Consider the following 21,658-nt stretch of genomic DNA (forward strand, 5'->3'; position numbering starts at 1 on the left):
TATGCGAGAATTATATGTTTCTTCCTGCCTCGCGGCGGGAAGGTGAGTCCAAACCGGCTCGCACCAGCCTAATCCAATCTCAAACGAACAATCGCCGCGGCAGGCGGGCTTGCTGACAAGCCGTTTGCCCGGCCATCAAGGTTGCCTTCATGACTGACATCCTCGCATCCACCGAACAGCCGCCGCTCGTGCGCAGCGACATGAATCTCGTCTGGCTGGACATGGAAATGACCGGGCTCGAACCCGATTCCGACCGCATCATCGAAATCGCGGTGGTGGTGACGAATTCGACGCTCGACCGCCTCGTCGAAGGTCCGGTTCTGGCGATTCACCAGAGCGACGAGACGCTCGCCAAAATGGATCAGTGGAATCAGAACACCCATGGCCGTTCGGGGCTGATCGACCGGGTGAAGGCGTCCACGGTGAGCGAGACCGACGCCACCGAGCAAATCCGCGATTTCCTGAGCGTCTTCGTGCCGCCCGGCAAATCGCCGATGTGCGGCAACTCGATCTGCCAGGACCGCCGCTTCATGGCGCGCTGGATGCCGGACCTGGAGCGCTTCTTCCATTACCGCAATCTCGACGTCAGCACGTTGAAGGAGCTGTGCCGCCGCTGGCAGCCAGCCATCTACAAGGGTTTCCAGAAGCGCGCGATGCACACGGCGCTGGCCGATATTCACGAGTCGATCGACGAACTGAAGTACTACCGCGAGCACTTCCTGATCCCGTCGGCGCCGGACGCCGCCGGCGGCGCGGAATAACGGGGCTGATCTGCTTCGACGCGTAACGCGCCGGTGGCTGGCCGGCGCGGCGCCGCCTTCCGGCTGGGCGCACCTCGCTGGTCGCGGCTGACTGGCGCCTGCCAGTTCCCTGCGCCAGAGCGCGACTCAAAACCGAAGCTCCGGATCGAAGCCAGACGGCCAAATCACAGCGGCCAATCCGCGCCGTGATTCCAGCCTATGCAGACTTGGGCGCGCGCTGCGCGTTCTTCGGCCGGAACGCCTTCACCACGTCGGCGTTGGTTTCCACATAGGGGCCGCCGATCAGATCGATACAGTACGGCACCGCGGCGAAAATGCCCGGCACCTTCACTGCACCGCCCGCTTCGGCGTCGCGCAAACCTTCCAGCGTTTCCTTGATCGACTTCGGCTGCCCCGGCAGATTGATGATCAGCGCTGCGTGCTCTGCGGTTTCGCGGATCACGGCGACCTGGCGCGACAGAATCGCGGTCGGCACGAAATTCAGGCTGATCTGCCGCATCTGCTCGCCGAAACCCGGCATTTCCTTTGTTGCGACCGCAAGCGTCGCCTCGGGCGTCACGTCGCGGCGTGACGGGCCGGTCCCGCCGGTCGTCAGCACCAGATCGCAGCCGACCTCGTCGACCAGTTCGGTCAGCGTGGCGGAAATGGTCGGCGCATCGTCCTGAATCAGACGGGTGACCACTTGCCACGGTGAGGTCAGGGCCGCGCCGAGCCATTCCTGCAAGGCCGGAAGGCCCTTATCCTCGTACACGCCGGTGGAGGCGCGGTCGCTGATCGACACGAGACCGATCAGGATTTCGTCGGGGTGATTGCGTGCCGGCTTGCCTGCGTGATCATGCGTCGCGGTCGTCATCGTCATCGTCGTCCAGGGCGTCGTCGGCGTCGGAATCGGTCTGCGCGGACGGGCCGTCCGCGTTCTTGATCCACTGGAACAGTTCGCGGAAGTAGCGCGGCGGCTTGCTCTGCTGCGCTTCCTTGCGCGCGTTGCGGATCAGTGTGCGGCCCTGCTGCGGGTCGGCGTTCGGGTGCTGGCGGATGAAATCGGTCAGCGCGGCGTCGTCGGCGAGCAGTTTTTCGCGGGTGCGCTCGATCCAGTGGAGTTTGGCCGTCTCCGCCTTGTTGACGCCGTTATAGGTGTCGAGCGCGGTGCGCAGCGCGGCGGTTTCCTCGTCCAGCAGCGAGCGCATCACGCGGCCGACGTACTGCACCTGGCGGCGCTTGCCTTCGTGATCGGTGATGCGGCGCGCTTCGCGCACGGCGTCGTCGAGCTTCTCGGGCATCGGCATGCGTTTGAGCGCGTCTTTGGGCAGCGCGATCAGCGCCGCGCCCAGTTCCTGCAGCTCGTGCATTTCGCGCTTGAGCTGAGACTTGCTGGGACGGTCGTAGCCGTTTTCGTCGACTTCCGGCTCGGCGGATTCGATCGGTTGGATGCGGGTTTTGCGTGTCATACCGATATTGTAGCGTGCCGCGCCCGCTTACCCGCCGTGCTGCCGCGCGCGAGGCATTACGCCTTGCGAAGCGATCGCAGTGCTGCGCACGGCGAGGCGCTGCGAATGCCAGGTACGGCGTCGCGTACCTTGCTATGATCGCGGGATGCATAACCCGACACGGGCGCGCGCATGCGTGAGGCATGTGCGTAACCGGTGCGAACATAGCGAACACACCCAGGGCCGCTCGGCCCCGAACAGGACGGCAACGACAATGGCAGCAGACATGGACGTCAAGCAGCGCTTTTTTCCGCATACCCAGGATGAGCTGAAGGAAATCGCCTCGGACATCCTTCGTCACGCGAAGTCGCTCGGCGGTACCGATGCGGCGACCGAGATTTCCGAAGGCGACGGCCTGTCCGTCTCCGTGCGGCGCGGCGAAGTCGAGACGATCGAGCACAACCGCGACAAGATGGTCGGCGTGACGGTGTTCATCGGCAACAAGCGCGGCAACGCGAGCACTTCGGACTTTTCGTCGCAGGCTTTGAAGGACACGGTCGCGGCCGCCTACAACATCGCGCGCTTCACGGCCGAAGACGACTGCGCGGGTCTCGCCGAAGCCGAATTGCTGGAAACGGCGCCGCGCGATCTCGATCTCTATCACCCGTGGAATCTGTCTGCGGATGAAGCGGTGGAAATTGCCCGCCGCTCGGAAGACGCCGCGTTCGCCACCGATCCGCAGATCAAGAATTCGGAAGGTGCGAGCGTCTCGGCACAGCACTCGCAGTTCGTGCTGGCCACCTCGCGCGGCTTCCTCGCGGGTTATCCGTACTCGCGCCACTACATCGCGTGCGCGCCGATTGCAGGCAGCGGCCGCAACATGCAGCGCGACGACTGGTACACGTCGACCCGCAGCGCCGAAGAACTGGCCGATCCCGAAGCCGTGGGCCGTTACGCGGCGCAACGCGCGCTCGCGCGCATCGGCGCGCGCGGCCTGGATACGCGCAAGGTGCCGGTGCTGTTCGAAGCGCCGCTCGCCGCGGGCCTGCTCGGCGCGTTCGTGCAAGCCACGAGCGGCGGCGCGCTGTATCGCAAGACCTCGTTCCTCGTCGACAGCCTCGGCAAGCCGGTGTTCGCGCCGCACGTGCAGGTGCTCGAAGACCCACATATCGCGCGTGCCATGGGCAGCGCGCCGTTCGACGAAGAAGGCGTGCGCACCAAAAAGCGGTCGGTGGTGAAAGACGGCGTGGTGGAAGGTTATTTCCTGTCCACGTACTCGGCGCGTAAGCTCGGCATGCAGACCACCGGTAACGCGGGCGGCTCGCACAACCTCTCGTTGCTGAGCTCCAACACACGCCCCGAGGACGACTTCGAAGAAATGTTGCGCAAGCTCGGCACGGGCCTGCTGCTGACCGAACTGATGGGGCAGGGCGTGAACTACGTGACGGGTGACTACTCGCGTGGCGCGTCGGGCTTCTGGGTCGAGAACGGCAAGATCCAGTATCCGGTCGAGGAAATCACGGTGGCGAGCACGCTGCAGGAGATGTTCCACCACATCGTGGCGATCGGCGCGGATACGATCACGCGCGGCACCAAGAAAACCGGCTCGGTGCTGATCGAGCGCATGACGATCGCCGGGCAGTAAAATTTTGCCGCGAGCCGGCGAGCCGGCGGTTCGTCGTTCGATGAGAAAACGCCACGCGAGGTCATTGCGTGGCGTTTTTTTTGTATCAGCTCGGCGGCGACTGTCTGCTTCGAGCGGGCACGATTACCCCTGAAGGGGGCCGGTCTCAGACGCCTTTGCGCCGGTACGTCACGAACGCGTAGTCGAAGTCGTTCGGCGCATGCGCGCGGTGTGTTTCGTGCGCGACTTCTTCCCACTCGGTTTCGTCGAGTTCGGGGAAGGTGGCGTCGCCTTCGAAGTCGGCGGAAATCTCGGTGACGATGAGCTTGTCCGCCTGCCGCAACCCTTCCTCATACAACTGCGCGCCGCCGATCAGAAATGCTTCGGGCGCCTGATCCTGAGCGGCGAGCTTGAGCGCCTCTTCGAGCGTCGTGGCCGCGTCGCAACCCTGGAAGCGCCGCGCGGCATCCCGCGTCACGACAATGTTGCGGCGTCCGGGCAAAGGCCGGCCGATCGACTCGTGCGTTTTGCGGCCCATGATGATGGGCGCGCCCATGGTGGTGCGCTTGAAGAACGCGAGGTCTTCGGGAAGTCGCCAGGGCAACTGGTTGTCGCGGCCGATCACGCCGTTATTGGCGCGAGCGACGATCAGGGTGAGCGTCGTCATCGAATGGAAAGGGGAACGTAACCGGACCAATTCTACCTGACGCGCAAGGCCATGCCGCCGAGGCGGGTGGCGAGCCAGCGGCAAAGATTCGCGGGCGTTGCCGGGCCAGTTGCGGTGTGTTCGCTGCACCGCCAGCCCTGTTTGCATCGCTAATTTGTTCGGGCTACTTTCTTTGGTAAGTGCCGACGTTGCCGTGGGCCGCGCGTGCCGCGTCGATAGGGATGGGTAACGGCGAGGGCGGGGCGATCTCGTCCCACAGTGTCACGTTGCTGCAGCCGCCACTGTTGTCGCGCATGAACTGCGGCGTGGCGGCCACCATCACCATGCCGACGGCGCTGCCGCGTGGCTGCGGGAGCATCCGGTCGTCGAGCGAAAAATCGTTCATGGATGCAGCATCGGCCGAAATACTGAGCGAGTTCGCGACCTGACGAAAGGCGGCGGCGGTGCGCGCCCTCGCATCGGAGGAGCCGGCTCGCGTGATCGTGGCCTCGGAGGAAGCGGCCGCACCGGCATGGGCGGATTGGGCCGGTTCCGCGTCCTGCGCATGGGCGCCAAACAGGACCGTGGTCAGCGCGATTGAAGCGCCATCGGCCGCGCGGGGTGTAACGGGGGTGAGATCGATGCGGAAAACAAGTCGCATGATGTGTCTCCTTGGTGCACGGCATTTTAGCGAAACGTGTGCCATCACTCGCAATCCATTGGTGCATCAGGAGGTGAAGCAAAAGCGCGAAGCAATGTTTGAGAATTTGAACAAAAACGTTTCAGGGCTGAAACGACATGCAGGAAATACCTATAATTTGTTAATTCAGTCGGTATGAAGTACCTTGGCTCTCCGCTTGGGAAAGCGCTTCCACTAATCTTTTATTCGTCGGCTGAATAACCGTTTATTGCCCGTAGAGCCTTGCTGGGTAAGGAGTGCACGATTAAATTCGCATAACTGTTTTCCAAGCGCCGCGCGTATAGTAAGCTCTCAGAAAAGAGCTGCAGATTTAAAAAAGCCCACCAAAGGGCCGTCTCAATCACACACACGCCGCTTTCTTGGGGATCAGCTGTCCGCACGGAATGGAATGCCCGTTCGGTTTTTGCTATTTCGCGAATCCCGAATGAGTCAGCGTGTCTGAATTCGGTTCAGGTGCGTGCGTCATCCTTAACGTTCGTTGACGAGAGGATCTGAATAATGGAACCCGCAACGCGACAACTGATTTACGTTTCGCGCGATCCGAGCGCGGAGCTGAATACTCGGTTTCATCAGCGCGGCTGGCAGGTCGAAGTGGTGGGGTCGGCGCGCGACGTGCGCCGGGCGGTTCGCGCCGGAATGGCGGCGGGCGGCCTGCTCGATCTCTCTAGCGATTTTCAGCCACACGAAATCGCTGCGTTCGAATCGTGCCTGACCATGCCGAACGTCGGCTGGGTCGCGGCCACCATGCCGGGTCAGCTGCAGGACGCCGCGTTGCGCCGGCTCGTACGCGACTATTGTTTCGACTATGTGACCGTGCCGTATTCGGGCGACAGGATCGTCGACTCGGTGGGTCACGCATACGGCATGATTTCCTTGGGCGAGCCGGCTTCCAACGACGCATCGCAAGGCGCCGAAGGCGAAATGGTCGGCTCGTGCGACGCCATGCTCGCGCTGTTCCGTTCGATCCGCAAAGTGGCGATGACGGATGCGCCCGTGTTCATCTCGGGCGAATCGGGCACCGGCAAGGAACTGACCGCTGTCGCGATTCACGAACGCTCGGCCCGGCGCAACGCGCCGTTCGTGCCGATCAACTGCGGCGCAATTCCGCCGCATCTGCTGCAATCCGAACTGTTCGGCTATGAGCGCGGCGCGTTCACCGGCGCCAATCAGCGCAAGATCGGCCGGGTGGAAGCGGCCAACGGCGGCACGCTCTTTCTCGACGAAATCGGCGATCTGCCGCTCGAAAGCCAGGCGAGCCTGCTGCGCTTTCTGCAGGAGCGCAAAGTGGAGCGGCTGGGCGGGCACGGCGCGGTCGATGTCGACGTGCGCATTATCTCGGCCACGCACGTGGATATGACGGCGGCGATGATCGAAGGCCGTTTCCGTTCCGACCTGTATCACCGCCTCTGCGTGCTGCAGATCGACGAACCTCCACTTCGCGCGCGTGGTAAGGATATCGAACTGCTTGCCCGGCACATGCTGGAACGTTTCAAGAAAGATGCGAGCCGCCGCTTGCGCGGCTTCGCGCCGGACGCGATCGCGGCACTGCATAACTACGGTTGGCCGGGCAACGTGCGCGAGCTGATCAACCGGGTGCGGCGCGCCATCGTGATGTCCGAAGGCCGCGCGATCACGGCGCGCGATCTGGAGCTCGCCGAATATGTGGAGATCGTGCCGGTCTCGCTCGCGCAGGCGCGCGAAGCGGCCGAACGTCAGGCGATCGAGCTGGCTCTGTTGCGTCACCGCGGGCGTTTGGGCGACGCGGCTCAAGAACTCGGCATCTCACGCGTCACGTTGTACCGGCTCTTGTGCTCGCATGGCATGCGGCATATGGAGGGCGAGCCGCTGGCTTCGCCGCACGGCGATTTGCCGGCTTCGGTGCCGCACCTGTAAATCGTTTGACGGGCCGCGTGGTTTGCGCCGGCCATTAGAGCGACTTCAGCGATTGATGCAGGGCGCATTAGCCGCGCTGTGATCGGCGGCGCGCCGTCCGGGTGCGCCATCTGCGTCCGCCTTTTCCCGAGATAATTTCAATGCCGCGCGCCCCAACCGGGCGCCGTCTGGCTGCGCTTGTTAAAATCGGGTTTTCCGCTCAATCCCCGTGGCGCCCGGATCTATCCGGCAGGCGCCGCGTCGAAGGAACCCGAATGAAACAATACCTCGACCTCGTCCGCACGATTCTCGACACCGGCACGTGGCAGGAGAACCGCACTGGCATCCGCACGATCAGCATGCCGGGCGCCATGTTGCGCTTCGACCTTCAGCAAGGCTTTCCCGCGGTCACCACGAAAAAGCTGGCGTTCAAATCGGCCGTGGGCGAACTGGTCGGGTTTCTGCGCGCCTCGCGCAGCGCCGCGGATTTCCGCGACCTCGGCTGCAAGGTGTGGGACGCGAACGCCAACCAGAATCCGCAGTGGCTCGCCAATCCCTATCGCGAAGGCCCGGACGATCTCGGCGACGTGTACGGCGTGCAGTGGCGCCAGTGGCCGGCCTACAAGGTGTTGAACGCAGACGCGAGCGCGCAGCTTGCCGACGCGACCGCGCGCGGCTTCCAGGTGGTGACCGAGTTCGAAGAAGATGGCAGCCGCAAAGTGTTGCTGTACAAAGCGATCGACCAGTTGCGCCAATGCCTCGACACGATCATGCAGAACCCGGCGGACCGGCGCATTCTGTTTCATGCGTGGAACCCCGCGGTGCTGGATCAGATCGCGCTGCCGGCTTGCCACCTGCTTTACCAGTTCGTGCCGAACGTGGTGCGCAAGGAAATTTCGTTGTGCCTTTATATCCGCAGCAATGACGTGGGCTTGGGGACGCCGTTCAATCTGACCGAAGGCGCGGCGTTGCTGCACCTGGTCGGTCGTCTGACGGGTTATACGCCGCGGTGGTTCACCTATTTCATCGGTGACGCGCACGTTTACGAGAATCAGCTCGACATGTTGCAGCAGCAACTCACGCGCGAGCCGTACGAAAGCCCGGCTTTCGCGATTTCGGATCGCGTGCCGGAGTACGCAAAAACCGGCGTGTACGAGCCGGAATGGCTCGAAAAGATCGAGCCGTCGGATTTCTCGCTGGTCGGCTACCGGCATCACGAGCCGCTCACTGCGCCAATGGCCGTTTGAGCGTCGGCGGGCAAGCTGCCCGGTCCGCATGAAGAAAAAACCCCCGCGATGCGAATCGCGGGGGTTTTCTCATGCAGGCTGCAAACGCAAGCCGGAGGTGCTCAGCCTTTGTGATGCTCGTCGCGGCTTCCGCCACCTGAATGCTGTTCGGCGTGCTGCGGCTGTGCTTGAGGATGCGGCTGCTGAGCCTGCGGCGGCCGTGATTCCTGCCGCGGCTGCTGCGGTTGCGGATGAAACTCCGGCCGAGGTTGTTGCTGCGCCTGTTGCTGTCGGGGCTGCTGCTGAGGCTGCGGATGAAACTCCGGCCGCGGCTGTTGCTGCACCTGTTGCTGGCGCGGCTCAGGACGTGGCTCCTGACGCGGCGCCTGCTGCATGGGCTGCGGATGATATTCCTGACGCGGTTGTTGTTGCGCCTGGACTTCCGCTGGACGCGGCATCTGCTGCTCAGGCTGACGTTGCATCTGCGCCTGCGGCTGTGGCTGCGCATGAAGCCCCTGCTGGCGCGCCTGCTGCTGTTGCTGCTGCACGGCCGGGTTTTCCGTGGGATGCGCCGCGCCGTGCTGTTGTTGCGCCGTCTCCGGCAGCCTTCCCTGTGGCTGAGCGCCGTGCTGTGGAGCGGGATCCGGCCGCCCAGCCTGTTGTTGCGCACCGCCGTGCTGCTGGGCCATCGGCGTGTGCGGCTGTGTCCAGGCCGGCTCGTGGCGTTCGTTGATGGCCGGCTGCTGACCTGCCTGTTGCGGCATGCCGCGCTGCTGTTGCTGCGCCCACGCCGCTGGGTTGCCGCCCGGGTTGCCGCCGTTCGCTTGCGGCGGACGCGGCACACCGTTCGACGGACGTTGCGCCTCTTGAGGCTCCGGGCGCTGGTTTGCCATTTGCGGCGCCATGCCTGGCCGCTGTCCAGCTTGCTGCGTGCCGCCACGCGGCGCCTCACCCGGCCGCTGCCCAGCCTGCTGCATGCCGCCATGCGGCGCCTCACCCGGTTGCTGCCCAGCCTGCTGCATGCCGCCACGCGGACCTTCACCCGGCCGCTGTCCCATCTGCTGTCCGGCGCCAGGCCCACCCGGCGCGCCCGCCGCCATCCCAGGCGCACGTCCCGCGATATGCGACTGCACGACCCGCACGTTCTGCACTGGCAGCGCGCTCGGACCGCCCGCCATATGCGCCGGCACCGAAGTCCGCACGATAGGCTGGCCGGCGCCCGACACCCGTCCGCCGTTTTGCGCGAACCGCTGAGCGAGGCTGTCGTGGTAAGCCGCCGGCATCGCCGGACTACGTGTCGCTACCACCGGGCGCGCCATCACCGCCGCAGGCGGCCGGTAGTTCGCATTGCGCAAACCCGGGCCGAAACTCTCCCGCACCGGCGCGATTCCCGGGCCGCCGGGGTTGATCTGCGCGTTGCGCCATTGCCGCGGATCGACCTTCTGGGCGAAGCGTCCGACCGGCTGACCATGTACGAAGGCCGTCGCCGGCATCGCGGTCACGCCGCCCGGCGCGCGGTAGTTGATATACGTGTTGTGAATGTTGGTCACATTCACGTTGCGGTTGTAGTTGTTGACGATCGTCGTCTGGTTGACGCGGTTGTAGTAACCGGGGCTCCAGTGATCGTGATCGCCCCAGTGCGGGTGCCACGGCTCGCCCGGGCCGAGCGGGAACCATGCGACGCCCGCCGCTACCGCTCCACCGATCGCCAGATCGACACCCCAGTTCACGCCGCCGCCTCCGCCGCCCACGAAGGCGACGAGAGCGGGTGCGTAGACGGGCGGCTCGCTGACCGCGACCGGTCCCGGCACCCACGCCCATGTGTCGTCGACCTGAGCCCAGCGGCCGTAGTGGTAGGGCGCGAAGCCCCACGGCGCGTCGTCGACCCAGGTCCAGCCCCACGGCGCCTGCCATACCCAATGGCCGTCGTGATACGGCGCCCAGCCGGCGGGCGTACCGCGCGGCACCCACACTTCACCGTATTGCGGCGAGCTCTGCCACGTGCCGTTGGCGTCGAGATCCTGATAGCCGGGAATGTCGCGCGATACGTAGCGCGCCGAGACCGAGCGGTCTTCGGCAGCGTCGCGGCTCGCGGCCCATTGATCGAAACCGTCGAGGCCGGGCGCACCATTGTCGGCGATCTGCTGGAGGTTGGTGCCGCCAAAGCGGATCTGCTGGCCGGCCGCAACCGGCACCTGGCCGTTGTCGCCGTACACCGTCGCGCTGCCGCTGCGCACGGTGACGGTGGTGCTGCTGCCGTCCGGCGCGACGTCGACGCGATAGTCCCCAGGTCCGTTCAGGCCGAGCGCGAGATTGGGCGTGTCGATTTCATAGGACGAGCCCGGCGCGAGTTCCCGCACGCGGGCCGACAGCGTGCCCTGAGCGACTTTGAGCTGGGCACTGTTGTCGTCGAGATTCAGCAGGTCGAGGCTGGTGGACTGGCCGAGGCGCACCGCGGTCGAGCCGATGTGCAGCTCCGAGCGGGCGTTCTGATCGTTCCACAGCTGATCGCCGGTGGTGAGCGGGCGGTTGATTTGCGCGTAGGACCAGTCGGTGGCGCCGGCCGGTTCCGTGGTCACGGTGCCCGCCGTGTAGTTCAGGCGCGCGACGCGGCCGGGTGGATCGGTGTTCTGCGTGGCGGCGACGCCTTGAGGCGCTTCCTGGATTTCCTGCGCCAAGGTGGCTTGAGCCGCGAACAGGAACGTGGCGGCTGCGATCAGCGTATAGCCGATGACCCGGCGGTTCGAATGGTGGCGAGGGGTGACTGTTCTCATGATTTATCTCCGACGAACGCGGCATCTTGCGGCATCCGTGCAGTCACTCTACCCGTGGCGATTGTTTCAAGGCCCCCACTTTTGTAAGGCCGCCTTGCCACCGTGTAACAAAAGATCTCGAAAAAGGTCTCGATAGGTTATTCGTAAGCGGATTGCCGATGTCCTGTAAGCGCGACGGACCTTCAGGCCTGTATCAGGTGGCGAGGAACGCATCGAAATGCCGATGCCCGGCCGGCGTGATGCGCAGGATTCGCGGCCGCTCCGTGCGTTCGACCCACCCATGCGACGACCACGAGTCGAGCAGCGCCGCGCCGAGTGCGCCGCCCAGATGCGGACGCCGCTCGCTCCAGTCGGGGCAGGTGCAGGCGAAGCGGCGGCGCCGGCTTTTCTGCGCCGACATGTCGATGCCCCAGTCGGCGAAGCGGGCGGCGCCGTCGGCGGTGGCCTCCAGCGACGTGCCGTGCAGCGTCAGCAGGCCGCGCGCGACCAGCCGCTCGAACACGCGCACCGACAGCTCGCCCGCCATATGGTCGTAGCAGGTGCGCGCGTAGCGCATGTCGAGCGGCACGGTGCGCACGGGGCGCGGCACCGGACGTTGCGACGCGCTGACCTGCGCGACGTTGGCAAGCGCTTCGATCGACGCGGCGATGTCGGGCGACGCAATCCGGAAATAGCGATGCCGGCCGCGCACCTCGAGGGCGAGCAGGCCGCCGTCGGTCAGACGCGCGAGATGGGCGCTGGCCGCGGACGGCGACAGTCCGGCGATCATGGTCAGTTCGCCCGCCGGGCGGGCGCTGCCGTCCATGAGCGCCCACAGCATCGCGGCTCGGCCGGGATCGGCGAGCAGTGCGCCGATACGGCTCAAGCCGGGAAAATGGTTCTGTTCGTCTGCGAGGGTGGCGGTCATTTGGCGTCTCCTGGGGCGGCGCGGGCAGGGCGCCATGCAGCCCACTGTATCGGGCCAGCCGATTCGATGTTTCAGCTTAGCGTGAACTGTCGAATGCGGCAGTTACGAAAACCCGGCGAAGACGCGGGCCTTCAGCGAACGCGTGCGTCCCAGCCAGCGCTTCGATGTCGCGCAGACCCGCCAGGCTAGAATTGTTGTCTGTCCTTGCAGGAATACGTTGTCATGAAAACTCTTCTCGCCGTGATTGCCGCGGCCCTGCTGATCAGCGCCTGCGCGCAGGGCGGCGCTGGTTCGTCTTCGGGCGCGGGCACCGGCAGCATCACCATGTACGGCACGATCGACGAAGGCGTCACGGTGCGCAAATAGGCGGCTCGCCGGCGCTTACGCAAATAACCGCGGACAACCGCGGACAACCGCAGCGACTGGCAGAAATTGATGCATGATTGTCATCTCTGCCAACGGCGCCCGTGTGACGATCAGGCCATCTCACGTCCGCCGCCCGGAACCTATCGATGCCACCGTCCGCCGCTTCCACCTTTCCCGCCCACTCCACCGGCCTGCGCGACGCCGATCCGCACGACCGCCGCGCCGCACGCGTGCTGGCCGTATGCCAGGCGCTGTACACCTCATCCGTATCGATCGATCTGACGTTGACCGGCCTCGTGGGCTACACGCTCGCCGAGGACAAAGCCCTCGCTACGCTGCCCTTCTCGCTGATCACGGTCGCCGCCGCGCTAACGACGATCTTCGCGTCTTTCCTGATGGCGCGCATTGGCCGCCGCGCGGGTTTCGTGCTGGGCGCGGGCGTCGGTGCGCTCGGCGGTGCGGTTTCCGTATGGGCGATCTTTCACCACAGTTTCTGGTTTTTTTGCGCCGGCACGGCGACGGTCGGCGTATTCCAGGCGTTCGCGCAGTATTACCGGCTGGCCGCAGCCGACGCCGTCGGCATAGAAGACAAAAGCCGCGCGATTTCAACCGTGCTGGCGGGCGGCGTAGTGGCCGCCGTCTGCGGACCGCTTCTTGCCGCATGGAGCAAAGACTGGCTGGCACCGGTCGCGTTCGCGGGTTCGTACGCGCTCGTGACGGGTTTGGGGCTGGTGTCGGTCGCCTTGCTGGCGCTGCTGTATCGCGACGCGGCGCCGGCCGTGAGCACGGCGGCGAGTCATGAAGCGGCGCGGCCGCTCGGCGAAATCGTGCGGCAGCCGATCTTTGCGGCGGCGCTCGCCAACAATGCGCTCGGCTACGCGGTGATGATGTTCGTGATGACCGCCACGCCGATCGCCGCGCTCGCCTGCGGCCACACGATCGGCGACGGCGCGGCGATCATCCAGTGGCATCTGGTCGGCATGTTCGCGCCGTCGCTATTTTCCGCGCGGCTGATCAAACGCTTTGGCGTGCTGCCGGTGATCGGCGTGGGCATCGCGCTGTCGGCGCTGTGCGGGGTACTCGCCCTGCGTTCGACCGATCTGCCGCATTTCTACGCGGCGCTTGCTTGCCTCGGCGTGGGCTGGAATTTCATGTTCGTCGGCGGCTCGACGCTGCTCGCGCAATCGTACCGGCCGTCGGAGCGCGCCAAGACGCAGGCGGCCAGCGAATTCACAACTTTCGCGTTCTCCGCGCTGGGCTCGCTGTTCGCGGGTCAATTGTTGGCCCGCTTCGGCTGGGCGACGATCAATGCCGCGATATTTCCGCTGCTCGGCGCGGCGGCGCTTGCCACGTTAGGCTACGCGTGGTCGCGCAGGCGGCAGGTGGCGAGGGAGGTGTCCTGATGGTGGCGCGTCATATTGTGTTCGCGGTCGCGCCGGATCTGGTGCTGCTCGACGCCTGCGGGCCGTTGGAGGCGTTCTGGCGCGCGGAGTTGACGGTTGCCGCGACCGCCGGTGGCGGCACTTCTGGCGTCGTGAATCCTGCTGAAAGCGCCAGCGCGGGGAGCTCGGGTAGAGCGGCCGGTTCGACCGGCAGCCCCGCGCAAGCCGTGGCCTATCGCACGACGGTCGCCTCGATCGACGGCGGCATATTGCAGACTTTCCCCGGTCTGCCGATCGTCACCGAACGGCTCGATTCGCTCGACGACCGGCCGATCGACACGCTGATCATTCCCGGCGTCCCGGTCGACGAGCACTGCACACTCCAGCCCGAACTCGTCGCATGGATCAGACGGCATGCCCCGCGGGCGCGGCGCGTGTGCTCGGTGTGTACCGGCGCGTTCTATCTGGCGGCGGCCGGCCTGCTCGACGGCCGCCGCGCTACCACGCATTGGCGCGACGCCCCGCACCTCGCGCAGCGCTTTCCCAGCGTCCAGGTGGACGCCGATCCGATCTTCATCCGCGATGTGGGCCGCCGTGAAGGCGAGGGCGTCGTGTGGACTTCGGCGGGCGTGACGGCGGGCATCGATCTGGCGCTGGCGCTGATCGAGGAGGACCTCGGCCACGCCGTTGCGATGCAGGCCGCGCGGCGGCTGGTGGTCTTCATGAAGCGGCCCGGCGGTCAGTCGCAGTTCAGCGCGGCGCTGGCGGCACAGGCCTCGGCGAACGGTCCGTTCGAGGCATTGCACAGCTGGATGGCGGCGCATCTGCGCGAAGACCTGTCGGTCGAGCGGCTCGCCGAGCGAATCCGCATGAGCCCGCGCACGTTTGCGCGCCGCTATGTCGATGAAGTCGGCCGCACGCCGGCTAAAACCGTCTCGGCGCTGCGGCTCGAAGCGGCTTCGCGGGCCCTCGCCGAGTCGCGCCGGCCGCTCAAGCGGATTGCGTTGGACTGTGGTTTTGGCAGTGAACAGAATCTGCGGCGGGCGTTTTTACGGCGTTTCGGCGTGCTGCCGCTGGATTATCGCGAGCGTTTCATGTCGGCCGGCGCGCCGCGAAGCGAGAGCGCTTCCGAGCTTGTCGAGGCAAGTTGATCTCGGACACGAAACCAAAGCGCCCCGAAAAGCTCAAGATGCACTCTCGCCGGATCTGACGCCTCAACCGGCGCGGGAGACGAGGTCAATATTGCGCTCGTATAATCGCCTCCTTTCAATGCATCGATTGACCGGAGTCAAGATGAGCACCCCTGCCGCAGCGCCGCTGGACCGTTCCGAAACCACTTTTCGCTTTCTTGCCGAACCGACCTCGGTCAACTTCGGCGGCAAGGTGCATGGCGGCGCGCTGATGAAGTGGATCGACGAGACCGCTTACGCGTGCTCGGCGGTGTGGTCCGGGCGCTATTGCGTGACGGTCAGCGTGGGCAATATCCGCTTTCGTCGGCCGATTCTGGTCGGCAATCTGGTCGAGTTGCGCGCTCGGGTCGTGGCGACGGGCCGCACCAGCATGCACATTCACGTTTCGGTGCAGGCCGGCGACCCGAAGGGCGGCGAGTTGCTGCAAACCACGGATTGCCTGATCGTGATGGTCGCCGTCAACGAGAACGGCCAGCCCGTGCCCGTGCCGGCCTTCGTGCCGGAGACGGACGAACAGAAGCGTCTTGCCCGGTACGCGATGGACGTGAAGGAAGCGCTCGACGCGATCGTCGAACTGAAGCCGGAAGAAGTGGCGCAGGGGAAGGTTTAAGCGGCGCCCTGAAGCGCCGCTCGCAGGCCCGCACGAATGTTGTGTTCGCCGGCCTGCTGTTGCTGTACTTCCAGACACGGTGTCCAAATCACCGTAGCGGCTCAAAGCACGCCGGCCGGGTCACTCGATCCGGCGGCCCCAGGCGCAGCGGCGCGGCCGATCACGCCGACGAATGCCCGACCATGTCTTCCGGCCGCACCCATTCGTCGAACTGCTGTTCGGTGACGAAGCCGAGCGCGAGCGCCGACGCCTTCAGCGTGGTGCCTTCCTTGTGCGCCTTCTTGGCGATCTTCGCGGCCTTGTCGTAGCCGATGTGCGGATTGAGCGCCGTCACCAGCATCAGCGATTCATTGAGCAGGGTATCGATGCGCTCGTGATTCGGCTCGATGCCGACCGCGCAGTTGTCGTTGAAGCTGTGCGCGCCGTCGGCAAGGAGGCGCACCGATTGCAGCACGTTGTGCGCGATCATCGGCCGGAACACGTTCAATTCGAAGTTGCCGCTCGCGCCGCCGATATTCACCGCGACGTCGTTGCCGAACACCTGCGAGCACAGCATCGTCAATGCTTCGGATTGGGTCGGATTGACCTTGCCCGGCATGATCGAGCTGCCCGGCTCGTTCTCCGGAATCGACAGTTCGCCGAGGCCGCAACGCGGGCCGCTTGCCAGCCAGCGCACGTCGTTGGCGATCTTGTTCAGGCTCGCCGCCACCGTTTTCAACGCGCCATGCGCGAACACCAGCGCGTCGGCCGCGGCCATCACTTCGAATTTGTTCGGCGCCGAGACGAACGGCAAGCCGGTTAGCTTGCCGATTGCCGCGGCCACCTTGTCGGCGAACTGCGGATGCGCGTTCAAACCCGTGCCGACCGCCGTGCCGCCTTGCGCGAGCTCGTACAGATGCGGCAGCGCCGATTCGACGTGACGAATGCCGTGTTCGAGTTGCGCGACGTAACCCGAAAACTCCTGACCGAGTGTAAGCGGCGTGGCGTCCTGCAAATGCGTGCGGCCGATCTTTACAATGCCCACGAACGCTTTCGCCTTGCCGTCGAGCGTGTCACGCAGCGTCTTCAGCGCCGGCAGCAGATGCTTGACGATCGCATAGGCCGCGGCCACGTGCATGGCGGTTGGAAACACGTCGTTGGACGACTGGCCGCGATTCACGTCGTCGTTCGGATGCACCTTGCGCGCTTCGCCGCGCTCACCGCCGAGCAGCTCGCTTGCACGGTTCGCTATCACCTCATTGAGGTTCATGTTGGTCTGCGTGCCGGAACCGGTCTGCCACACGGCGAGCGGAAATTCCTCCGGGTGCTTGCCGTCGATGATCTCGTCCGCGGCCTGCATGATCGCCTTTGCCTTGCTCTCGTCGAGCACGCCGAGGCCGAGGTTGACTTCGGCGGCGGCGCGCTTGATGACGGCCAGCGCGGTGATGAGTTCGGGCGATTGCTTCTCGGTCGAGATGCGGAAATTCTGCAGCGAGCGCTGAGTTTGCGCGCCCCATAGACGAGCGTTCGGCACGGCGATTTCGCCGAACGTGTCGCGCTCCAATCGTACGTCTTCAGTCATGTTCAACTCCGCTTCAAAGTTCTGCGTTGACGGGCAATAGGGAGAATAGACCTGTTAGCGCATTCCGGTATAAACCGGCCTGGGGATCGAAAATGTAGGTGCGGCGCGTGCCGTCTTCGACGTCGGTCCACACAAGCGGGGAGAGCGGCGCGCCGATCGAACGCAGATACGCGAGTTGCGCGTCGTCGGCGAGCGTGACGCGATAGCTTTCCTCCGGGCTCGTGGCGCGTTCGAAGATTTGCGCGACCTGGTCGGCGAGCGGCGGGCTGTGGATCACCAGCGCCAGTTCGGTGTTCAGATTGGCCGAACGCGGGTCGAGGTTCATCGAGCCGATCACCAGAATCTTGCGATCGATCACATACGTTTTGGCATGCAGGCTGGCGCGCGAACGCGAGCCTGCGAAGCCCACGCGCGGCGTGTTCTGCTGCGGCTTGAATTCGTATAACTCGACGCCCTGTTGCAGCAGCGGTACGCGAAACGGACTGTAGCCGGCCTGCACGGCGACAGCGTCGGTGGCGGCGAGCGAATTGGTCAGCACGGCAATGCGTACGCCGCGATGCGTCAGTTCGCCGGCCGTCTTCACGCCGGCTTCGTGCGGCACGAAGTAAGGCGAAATGACGAGAAAGTCTTTCTGCGCGTCGCGCATCAATTCGCCGAGCCGTTGCATCGGCGGGCTCACATAGTCCGGCGACGGATGGACGATCTTCTCCGGCAGGTCCGCCTTGAACTCCGCCCGCGCCCAGGTCAGGCCGAGTTGATCCTTGGCGATCTGCGAGGCGAGCGGGGTGGCGTTCAGCGGCTTCGCGTTGTACGGATCGGCGTTGGTGCGCCAGTGCTGGCGCAACTCGTCGCGTGTCTGGTCCAATTCCTTCGCGTCGAACTTCTGCTTGTTCAGCACGCGCAACGGATAGGAGATGCTGCTGTTCCAGTAGTCGTCGAAACTCGCGGAGACGTCGGCGGTAATCGGGCCGGCGGCGAGCACGTCGAGGTCGCGGAATTGCAATGTTTCGCTCGCGCTGAAATACTCGTCGCCAAGATTGCGGCCGCCCACGATCGCCAGCTGGTTGTCCGCGATCATCGCCTTGTTATGCATGCGGCGCGTGAAATGGCCGATTTGCGTGAACACGTTCGTGGTGCGTTCGAACATCCCTTGCTGCGCGCTGCCGAACGGATTGAAGACGCGTATTTCGATGTTCTCGTGCGAGTTCAAGCCCGCCATCACGCGGTCGATGTCCTTGAAGTTGAGATCGTCGACCAGCATGCGCACCCGCACGCCGTGATCGGCCGCAAGGAGCGCGGCGCCGAGCAGCAGCTTGCCGGTGGTGTCCTCGTTCGCGATGTAGTACTGCATGTCGAGGGTCCGGGTCGCGGCGCGCGCGAGCGCAATGCGCATCTGCAAGGCGTCGGTGCCGTTCGGAAGGACCCGGAAACCGGATTGATCCGGATGCGCGGCTTCGAGCGGCGCGAGTGCCGTGCGAAGCGGCGTGGTTTCCGTGACAGGCAGGGCGTGCGTGACGTGACGGTCGAACTCGGTGGCCGGCGGCTTGGTGGCGCAGGCGGTCAATAGTGCCGTTGCGCAGCACAGCAGGAAGAAATGTCTCGTGGTGCCCCAGGCGTTCTTGCGCTGGGGGGTGCTGAACGCGCAATGGCGTTGCGGTGCGGCTTTGCTTTTATCTGGATGCGACGGCACGCTTTCTCCCCTGGTTTGCAGGCTTCTCATGGCGACAGCGCGCGAGCTATTCACGCTGTCGAGAAATGCATTCTAAGGGGAATCAGGCGGGCGGGTTTTCGTTCTGGTTGTTGTTCTGCTTTTTGATCTTATACGCCGTCCGGCCGATGCATCTCGCGATGCGCCGCTCGCGTTGCGGGTTCTACGGATGCGTCGTGAACGTATCGGCAGAACCCGAAATTCAATGCCGGCGCGCGCCGGGATCGCGAAGCAAGCGCGCCGCTCGCGCTGTTACCCGCGTTCGGCGTTCAACACCTGCTCACCGTCCATATGCGTCGAGCCTTTCGCGGGACGTCCTGCCCAGTATCCGGCGAGCAGCGAGCCCGACAGGTTGTGCCACACCGAAAACAGCGCGCCGGGCAACGCCGCGATCGGCGTGAAATAGAGCTTGCCGAGCGTCGCGGCGAGGCCCGAGTTCTGCATGCCCACTTCGATGGCGAGCGTGCGGCACACGGCTTCGTCGAAGCCGAGCAGACGCCCGCCCCAATAGCCGCCGAGCAGGCCGATGCCGTTATGCAGCACCACGCCCAGCATCACCACGAGGCCGACCGACGCGATGCTCTTCTGCGTGCCGCCCACCACCGCGCCGATGATCAGCACGATCGCGACCATCGAGATCAGCGGCAGAACCGGTTCGATCTTGCGCACGATTTTGCCGAACAGATGATTGACGATCAGGCCGACCACGATCGGCAACGCGACGATTTGCAGGATGCTCATCAGCATGCCGTGTACGTCGACGGCGATCGAGGCGTCCACGTAGAGACGCGTGAGCAGCGGCGTCGCGAATACGCCGACAAGGGTCGACAGCGCGCTGATCGTCACCGACAACGCAACGTCGCCGCGCGCGAGGTAGATCATCACGTTCGACGCGGTGCCGCTCGCCACGCTGCCCACCAGCACCATGCCGGCCGTGAGGTCCGGCGGCATGCGCAACGCCTTGGCGATCACCCACGCGGCGAGCGGCATGACGAGATAGTGCAGCACGATGCCGGCGATCACCGGCGCGGGCCGCGTGAAGACACGCTGGAAATCGGCCACGGAGAGCGTGACGCCCATGGCCAGCATGATGATCGTCAGCAGCGTGGTGACGTGCGGCGCGATGCCTGAGAACGAGGCGGGCGAGCAGTACGCGGCAATCGAAACGAGCACGGCCCAGAGCGGGAAGAGACGGGTGACGCGGGCAAGCATGAGAGGTGTTCCTTGATTATGTTTTATCGCGAGAAGCAGGGTCGGTCGGGCGGCACGCCGCCGTTGGCGGCGCGCTGGCGGGAGTCTGCCGCGTGAGCGCGGCAAGCCGTGATGGCGGGTGATGAGCCTTCGGGCTGCGCGGGCCTTTTTGAGGCGCGCGAGTGGGTTTTCGGCGCATGGACGCGGGTGCGCGTCCATGCGCCGGAACACGGTATTTTACCGTTCGCGGCGAATTTCCCGTGCGCCGGTGGTTGCGCGTGCAACCAGTCGGGCATCGTTCAAACGGGATTGGCCGGCACGCGCCGCAGGCTCAGTTTGTGAAAGCGCAGCGTCATTAGCAGCGCGACGCTCGCGAGACCGGCGGCGAGTCCCCACCACAAGCCGCGCGCGCCGAGACCGAAGTGAAACGCCAGCGTGTAGCCGGTTGGGAAACCGATCACCCAGTAACCGAACGCGGCGGCGATCATGGGTACACGAGTGTCTTTCAGGCCGCGCAGACAGCCGGAACCGACCGTCTGCATGCCGTCGACGATCTGGAAGATCGCCGCCACGCCGAGCAGCGAACTCGCGAGCGCGACCGTGGCCGCGTTGGCCGGATCGTCCAGATGCAGATAGAGGCCGACGATCCAGTGCGGCGCGGCGATCAGCACGAGCCCCGACAGCGTCATGAAGGCGACGCCGAGCGCCAGCGCGACAAACCCCGCATGGCGCGCGGCGAGCGGCTGGCCGGCGCCGGACCAGAAGCCAACTCGCACGTTGGCCGCCTGGCCGATCGCGAGCGGCACCATGAAGGCCACCGAGGCGACGTTCAGCGCGATCTGATGCGCAGCCAGTTGCGACTCGCCGAGCAGCCCGACCATCAGGCCGGTGGCGAGAAAGAGCGTCGATTCGACACCGTAGGTGATCGCGACCGGCCAGCCGATGCCGAACAGTTCGCCCATCAACGGCACGTTCGGCCGGGTGGCGACGACGAAGTGCCGGTAGCGCGGCCGCAAATGCAACAGCGCCATCAGCACGAGCGCGCTCAGCCAGACGGTGATGGAAGTCGCGGCCGCCGATCCGAGAAAGCCGAGCTGCGGCAAACCATAGGCGCCGTGAATCAGCCCATAGTTGAGAAAACCGTTCACGCCGACGCTCGCGAGCGACACCCACAACAGCCGTTTGGCCGCGCCGATGGCCGGCAGGAACGAGCGCATCAGGCCGACGCCGATCAGGCTGCCGAGCGACCCCCAGCGCAGCACCGCTGCGTACTCACCGACGTTGTGCGCGAGCAGCGCGGGTTCGCCGAAAGCGAGCAGGATCGGCGTGGCGAACGAGAGCAGGAAGAACGCCGGCACTGACAGCAGCACGGACAGCGCGAAACCGGTCCAGTAGATGTGCGGCACGCGGCCCTCGTCCTCTGCGCCGCGCGCGTGCGACACGCTCACGCTGACGGAGGTCAGCACGCCTTGCAGCAGCGTGACCACCACGAAAAACAGGTTTGCGCCGAGGCCGCCGGCCGCGAGCGCGTCGGGGCCGAGCGAGCCGAGCAGGATCGTGTCGGTCACGCCCATGGCCATTTGCGAGAGCTGCGCAATGGCGAGCGGCGCGGCGAGGCGGGCAGTGTCCGCCGCGTGGCGGGTCAGGGTCGGCGGCCGGGCGGCCACCCGGGTGAAGCCGGATTGAGTCATGGAGCGCTTGGCAGCGGAAGTG

18 protein-coding genes are annotated in these 21,658 nt (G+C 65.3%); 8 read left to right on the plus strand and 10 right to left on the minus strand.

Translation table 11 applies throughout. The features are described 5' to 3' along the window. The first annotated feature begins 149 nt into the window (after positions 1-149). A complete protein-coding gene (gene orn, locus AC57B1_RS35065; protein WP_496419997.1) occupies positions 150-761 on the plus strand; it encodes an oligoribonuclease in 612 nt (203 codons plus the stop codon). A 196-nt stretch (positions 762-957) separates the two neighbouring features. On the opposite strand, the gene mog is transcribed toward orn, so the two are convergent. Further along, a complete protein-coding gene (mog, locus tag AC57B1_RS35070; RefSeq protein ID WP_091800160.1) occupies positions 958-1,614 on the minus strand; it encodes a molybdopterin adenylyltransferase in 657 nt (218 codons plus the stop codon). After that, a complete protein-coding gene (gene yjgA / locus AC57B1_RS35075) occupies positions 1,595-2,209 on the minus strand; it encodes a ribosome biogenesis factor YjgA (RefSeq protein ID WP_091800163.1) in 615 nt (204 codons plus the stop codon). Before yjgA ends, mog begins: the two co-directional genes overlap by 20 nt. A gap of 253 nt (positions 2,210-2,462) precedes the next feature. On the opposite strand from yjgA, the gene pmbA reads away from it, so the two are divergent. Further along, complete coding sequence (gene pmbA, locus AC57B1_RS35080; RefSeq protein WP_091792490.1) at positions 2,463-3,833, plus strand: metalloprotease PmbA; 1,371 nt, start codon at positions 2,463-2,465, stop codon at positions 3,831-3,833. 145 nt (positions 3,834-3,978) lie between these two features. Here the strand turns inward: pmbA and AC57B1_RS35085 are convergent, their stop codons facing one another. Beyond that, a complete protein-coding gene (locus tag AC57B1_RS35085) occupies positions 3,979-4,479 on the minus strand; it encodes a dihydrofolate reductase (protein ID WP_091792491.1) in 501 nt (166 codons plus the stop codon). A 163-nt stretch (positions 4,480-4,642) separates the two neighbouring features. After that, positions 4,643-5,119, minus strand: coding sequence for a hypothetical protein (locus AC57B1_RS35090; protein ID WP_496419998.1), 477 nt, complete (start codon positions 5,117-5,119; stop codon positions 4,643-4,645). 537 nt (positions 5,120-5,656) lie between these two features. Here AC57B1_RS35090 and AC57B1_RS35095 point away from each other — a divergent pair. Together AC57B1_RS35095 and AC57B1_RS35100 are read left to right on the plus strand one after the other, a co-directional pair. Next, positions 5,657-7,051 carry a sigma-54 dependent transcriptional regulator gene (locus AC57B1_RS35095; RefSeq protein ID WP_408186927.1) on the plus strand — a complete coding sequence of 465 codons (1,395 nt, stop codon included), beginning with the start codon at positions 5,657-5,659 and terminating at the stop codon, positions 7,049-7,051. A gap of 254 nt (positions 7,052-7,305) precedes the next feature. Next, positions 7,306-8,277, plus strand: coding sequence for a thymidylate synthase (locus AC57B1_RS35100; RefSeq protein ID WP_496419999.1), 972 nt, complete (start codon positions 7,306-7,308; stop codon positions 8,275-8,277). A gap of 101 nt (positions 8,278-8,378) precedes the next feature. On the opposite strand, the gene AC57B1_RS35105 is transcribed toward AC57B1_RS35100, so the two are convergent. Then, a complete protein-coding gene (locus AC57B1_RS35105) occupies positions 8,379-11,030 on the minus strand; it encodes a DUF6600 domain-containing protein (RefSeq protein WP_496420000.1) in 2,652 nt (883 codons plus the stop codon). 193 nt (positions 11,031-11,223) lie between these two features. Beyond that, complete coding sequence (locus tag AC57B1_RS35110; RefSeq protein WP_496420001.1) at positions 11,224-11,937, minus strand: ArsR/SmtB family transcription factor; 714 nt, start codon at positions 11,935-11,937, stop codon at positions 11,224-11,226. A gap of 222 nt (positions 11,938-12,159) precedes the next feature. On the opposite strand from AC57B1_RS35110, the gene AC57B1_RS35115 reads away from it, so the two are divergent. From AC57B1_RS35115 to AC57B1_RS35130, 4 genes are all read left to right on the plus strand, one after another. Next, entirely contained in the window at positions 12,160-12,303 is a 144-nt protein-coding gene (locus AC57B1_RS35115; RefSeq protein ID WP_177204935.1) for a hypothetical protein, read from the plus strand. Positions 12,304-12,449: 146 nt separating this feature from the next. Beyond that, positions 12,450-13,706 (plus strand): MFS transporter, encoded by a 1,257-nt coding sequence (locus tag AC57B1_RS35120; RefSeq protein WP_496420002.1) that lies wholly within the window; start codon positions 12,450-12,452, stop codon positions 13,704-13,706. Further along, positions 13,706-14,836 (plus strand): GlxA family transcriptional regulator, encoded by a 1,131-nt coding sequence (locus AC57B1_RS35125; protein ID WP_496420003.1) that lies wholly within the window; start codon positions 13,706-13,708, stop codon positions 14,834-14,836. Before AC57B1_RS35120 ends, AC57B1_RS35125 begins: the two co-directional genes overlap by 1 nt. A 142-nt stretch (positions 14,837-14,978) precedes the next feature. Next, positions 14,979-15,485 carry an acyl-CoA thioesterase gene (locus AC57B1_RS35130; protein WP_091792527.1) on the plus strand — a complete coding sequence of 169 codons (507 nt, stop codon included), beginning with the start codon at positions 14,979-14,981 and terminating at the stop codon, positions 15,483-15,485. A gap of 160 nt (positions 15,486-15,645) precedes the next feature. Here AC57B1_RS35130 and fumC read toward each other — a convergent pair whose 3' ends face one another. From fumC to AC57B1_RS35150, 4 genes are all read right to left on the minus strand, one after another. Then, a complete protein-coding gene (fumC, locus tag AC57B1_RS35135; protein WP_091792528.1) occupies positions 15,646-17,046 on the minus strand; it encodes a class II fumarate hydratase in 1,401 nt (466 codons plus the stop codon). Between the two features lie 13 nt (positions 17,047-17,059). Continuing rightward, positions 17,060-18,766 carry a phospholipase D family protein gene (locus AC57B1_RS35140; protein ID WP_496420004.1) on the minus strand — a complete coding sequence of 569 codons (1,707 nt, stop codon included), beginning with the start codon at positions 18,764-18,766 and terminating at the stop codon, positions 17,060-17,062. Positions 18,767-19,006: 240 nt separating this feature from the next. After that, positions 19,007-19,966: a ketopantoate/pantoate/pantothenate transporter PanS gene (panS, locus tag AC57B1_RS35145; protein ID WP_091792529.1), complete on the minus strand. Its 960-nt coding sequence runs from the start codon at positions 19,964-19,966 to the stop codon at positions 19,007-19,009. A 278-nt stretch (positions 19,967-20,244) separates the two neighbouring features. Beyond that, complete coding sequence (locus AC57B1_RS35150; protein ID WP_496420005.1) at positions 20,245-21,636, minus strand: MATE family efflux transporter; 1,392 nt, start codon at positions 21,634-21,636, stop codon at positions 20,245-20,247. Positions 21,637-21,658: the final 22 nt, after the last annotated feature.

Source organism: Paraburkholderia sp. BGA-UO-ETr-F21 (assembly GCF_059567925.1).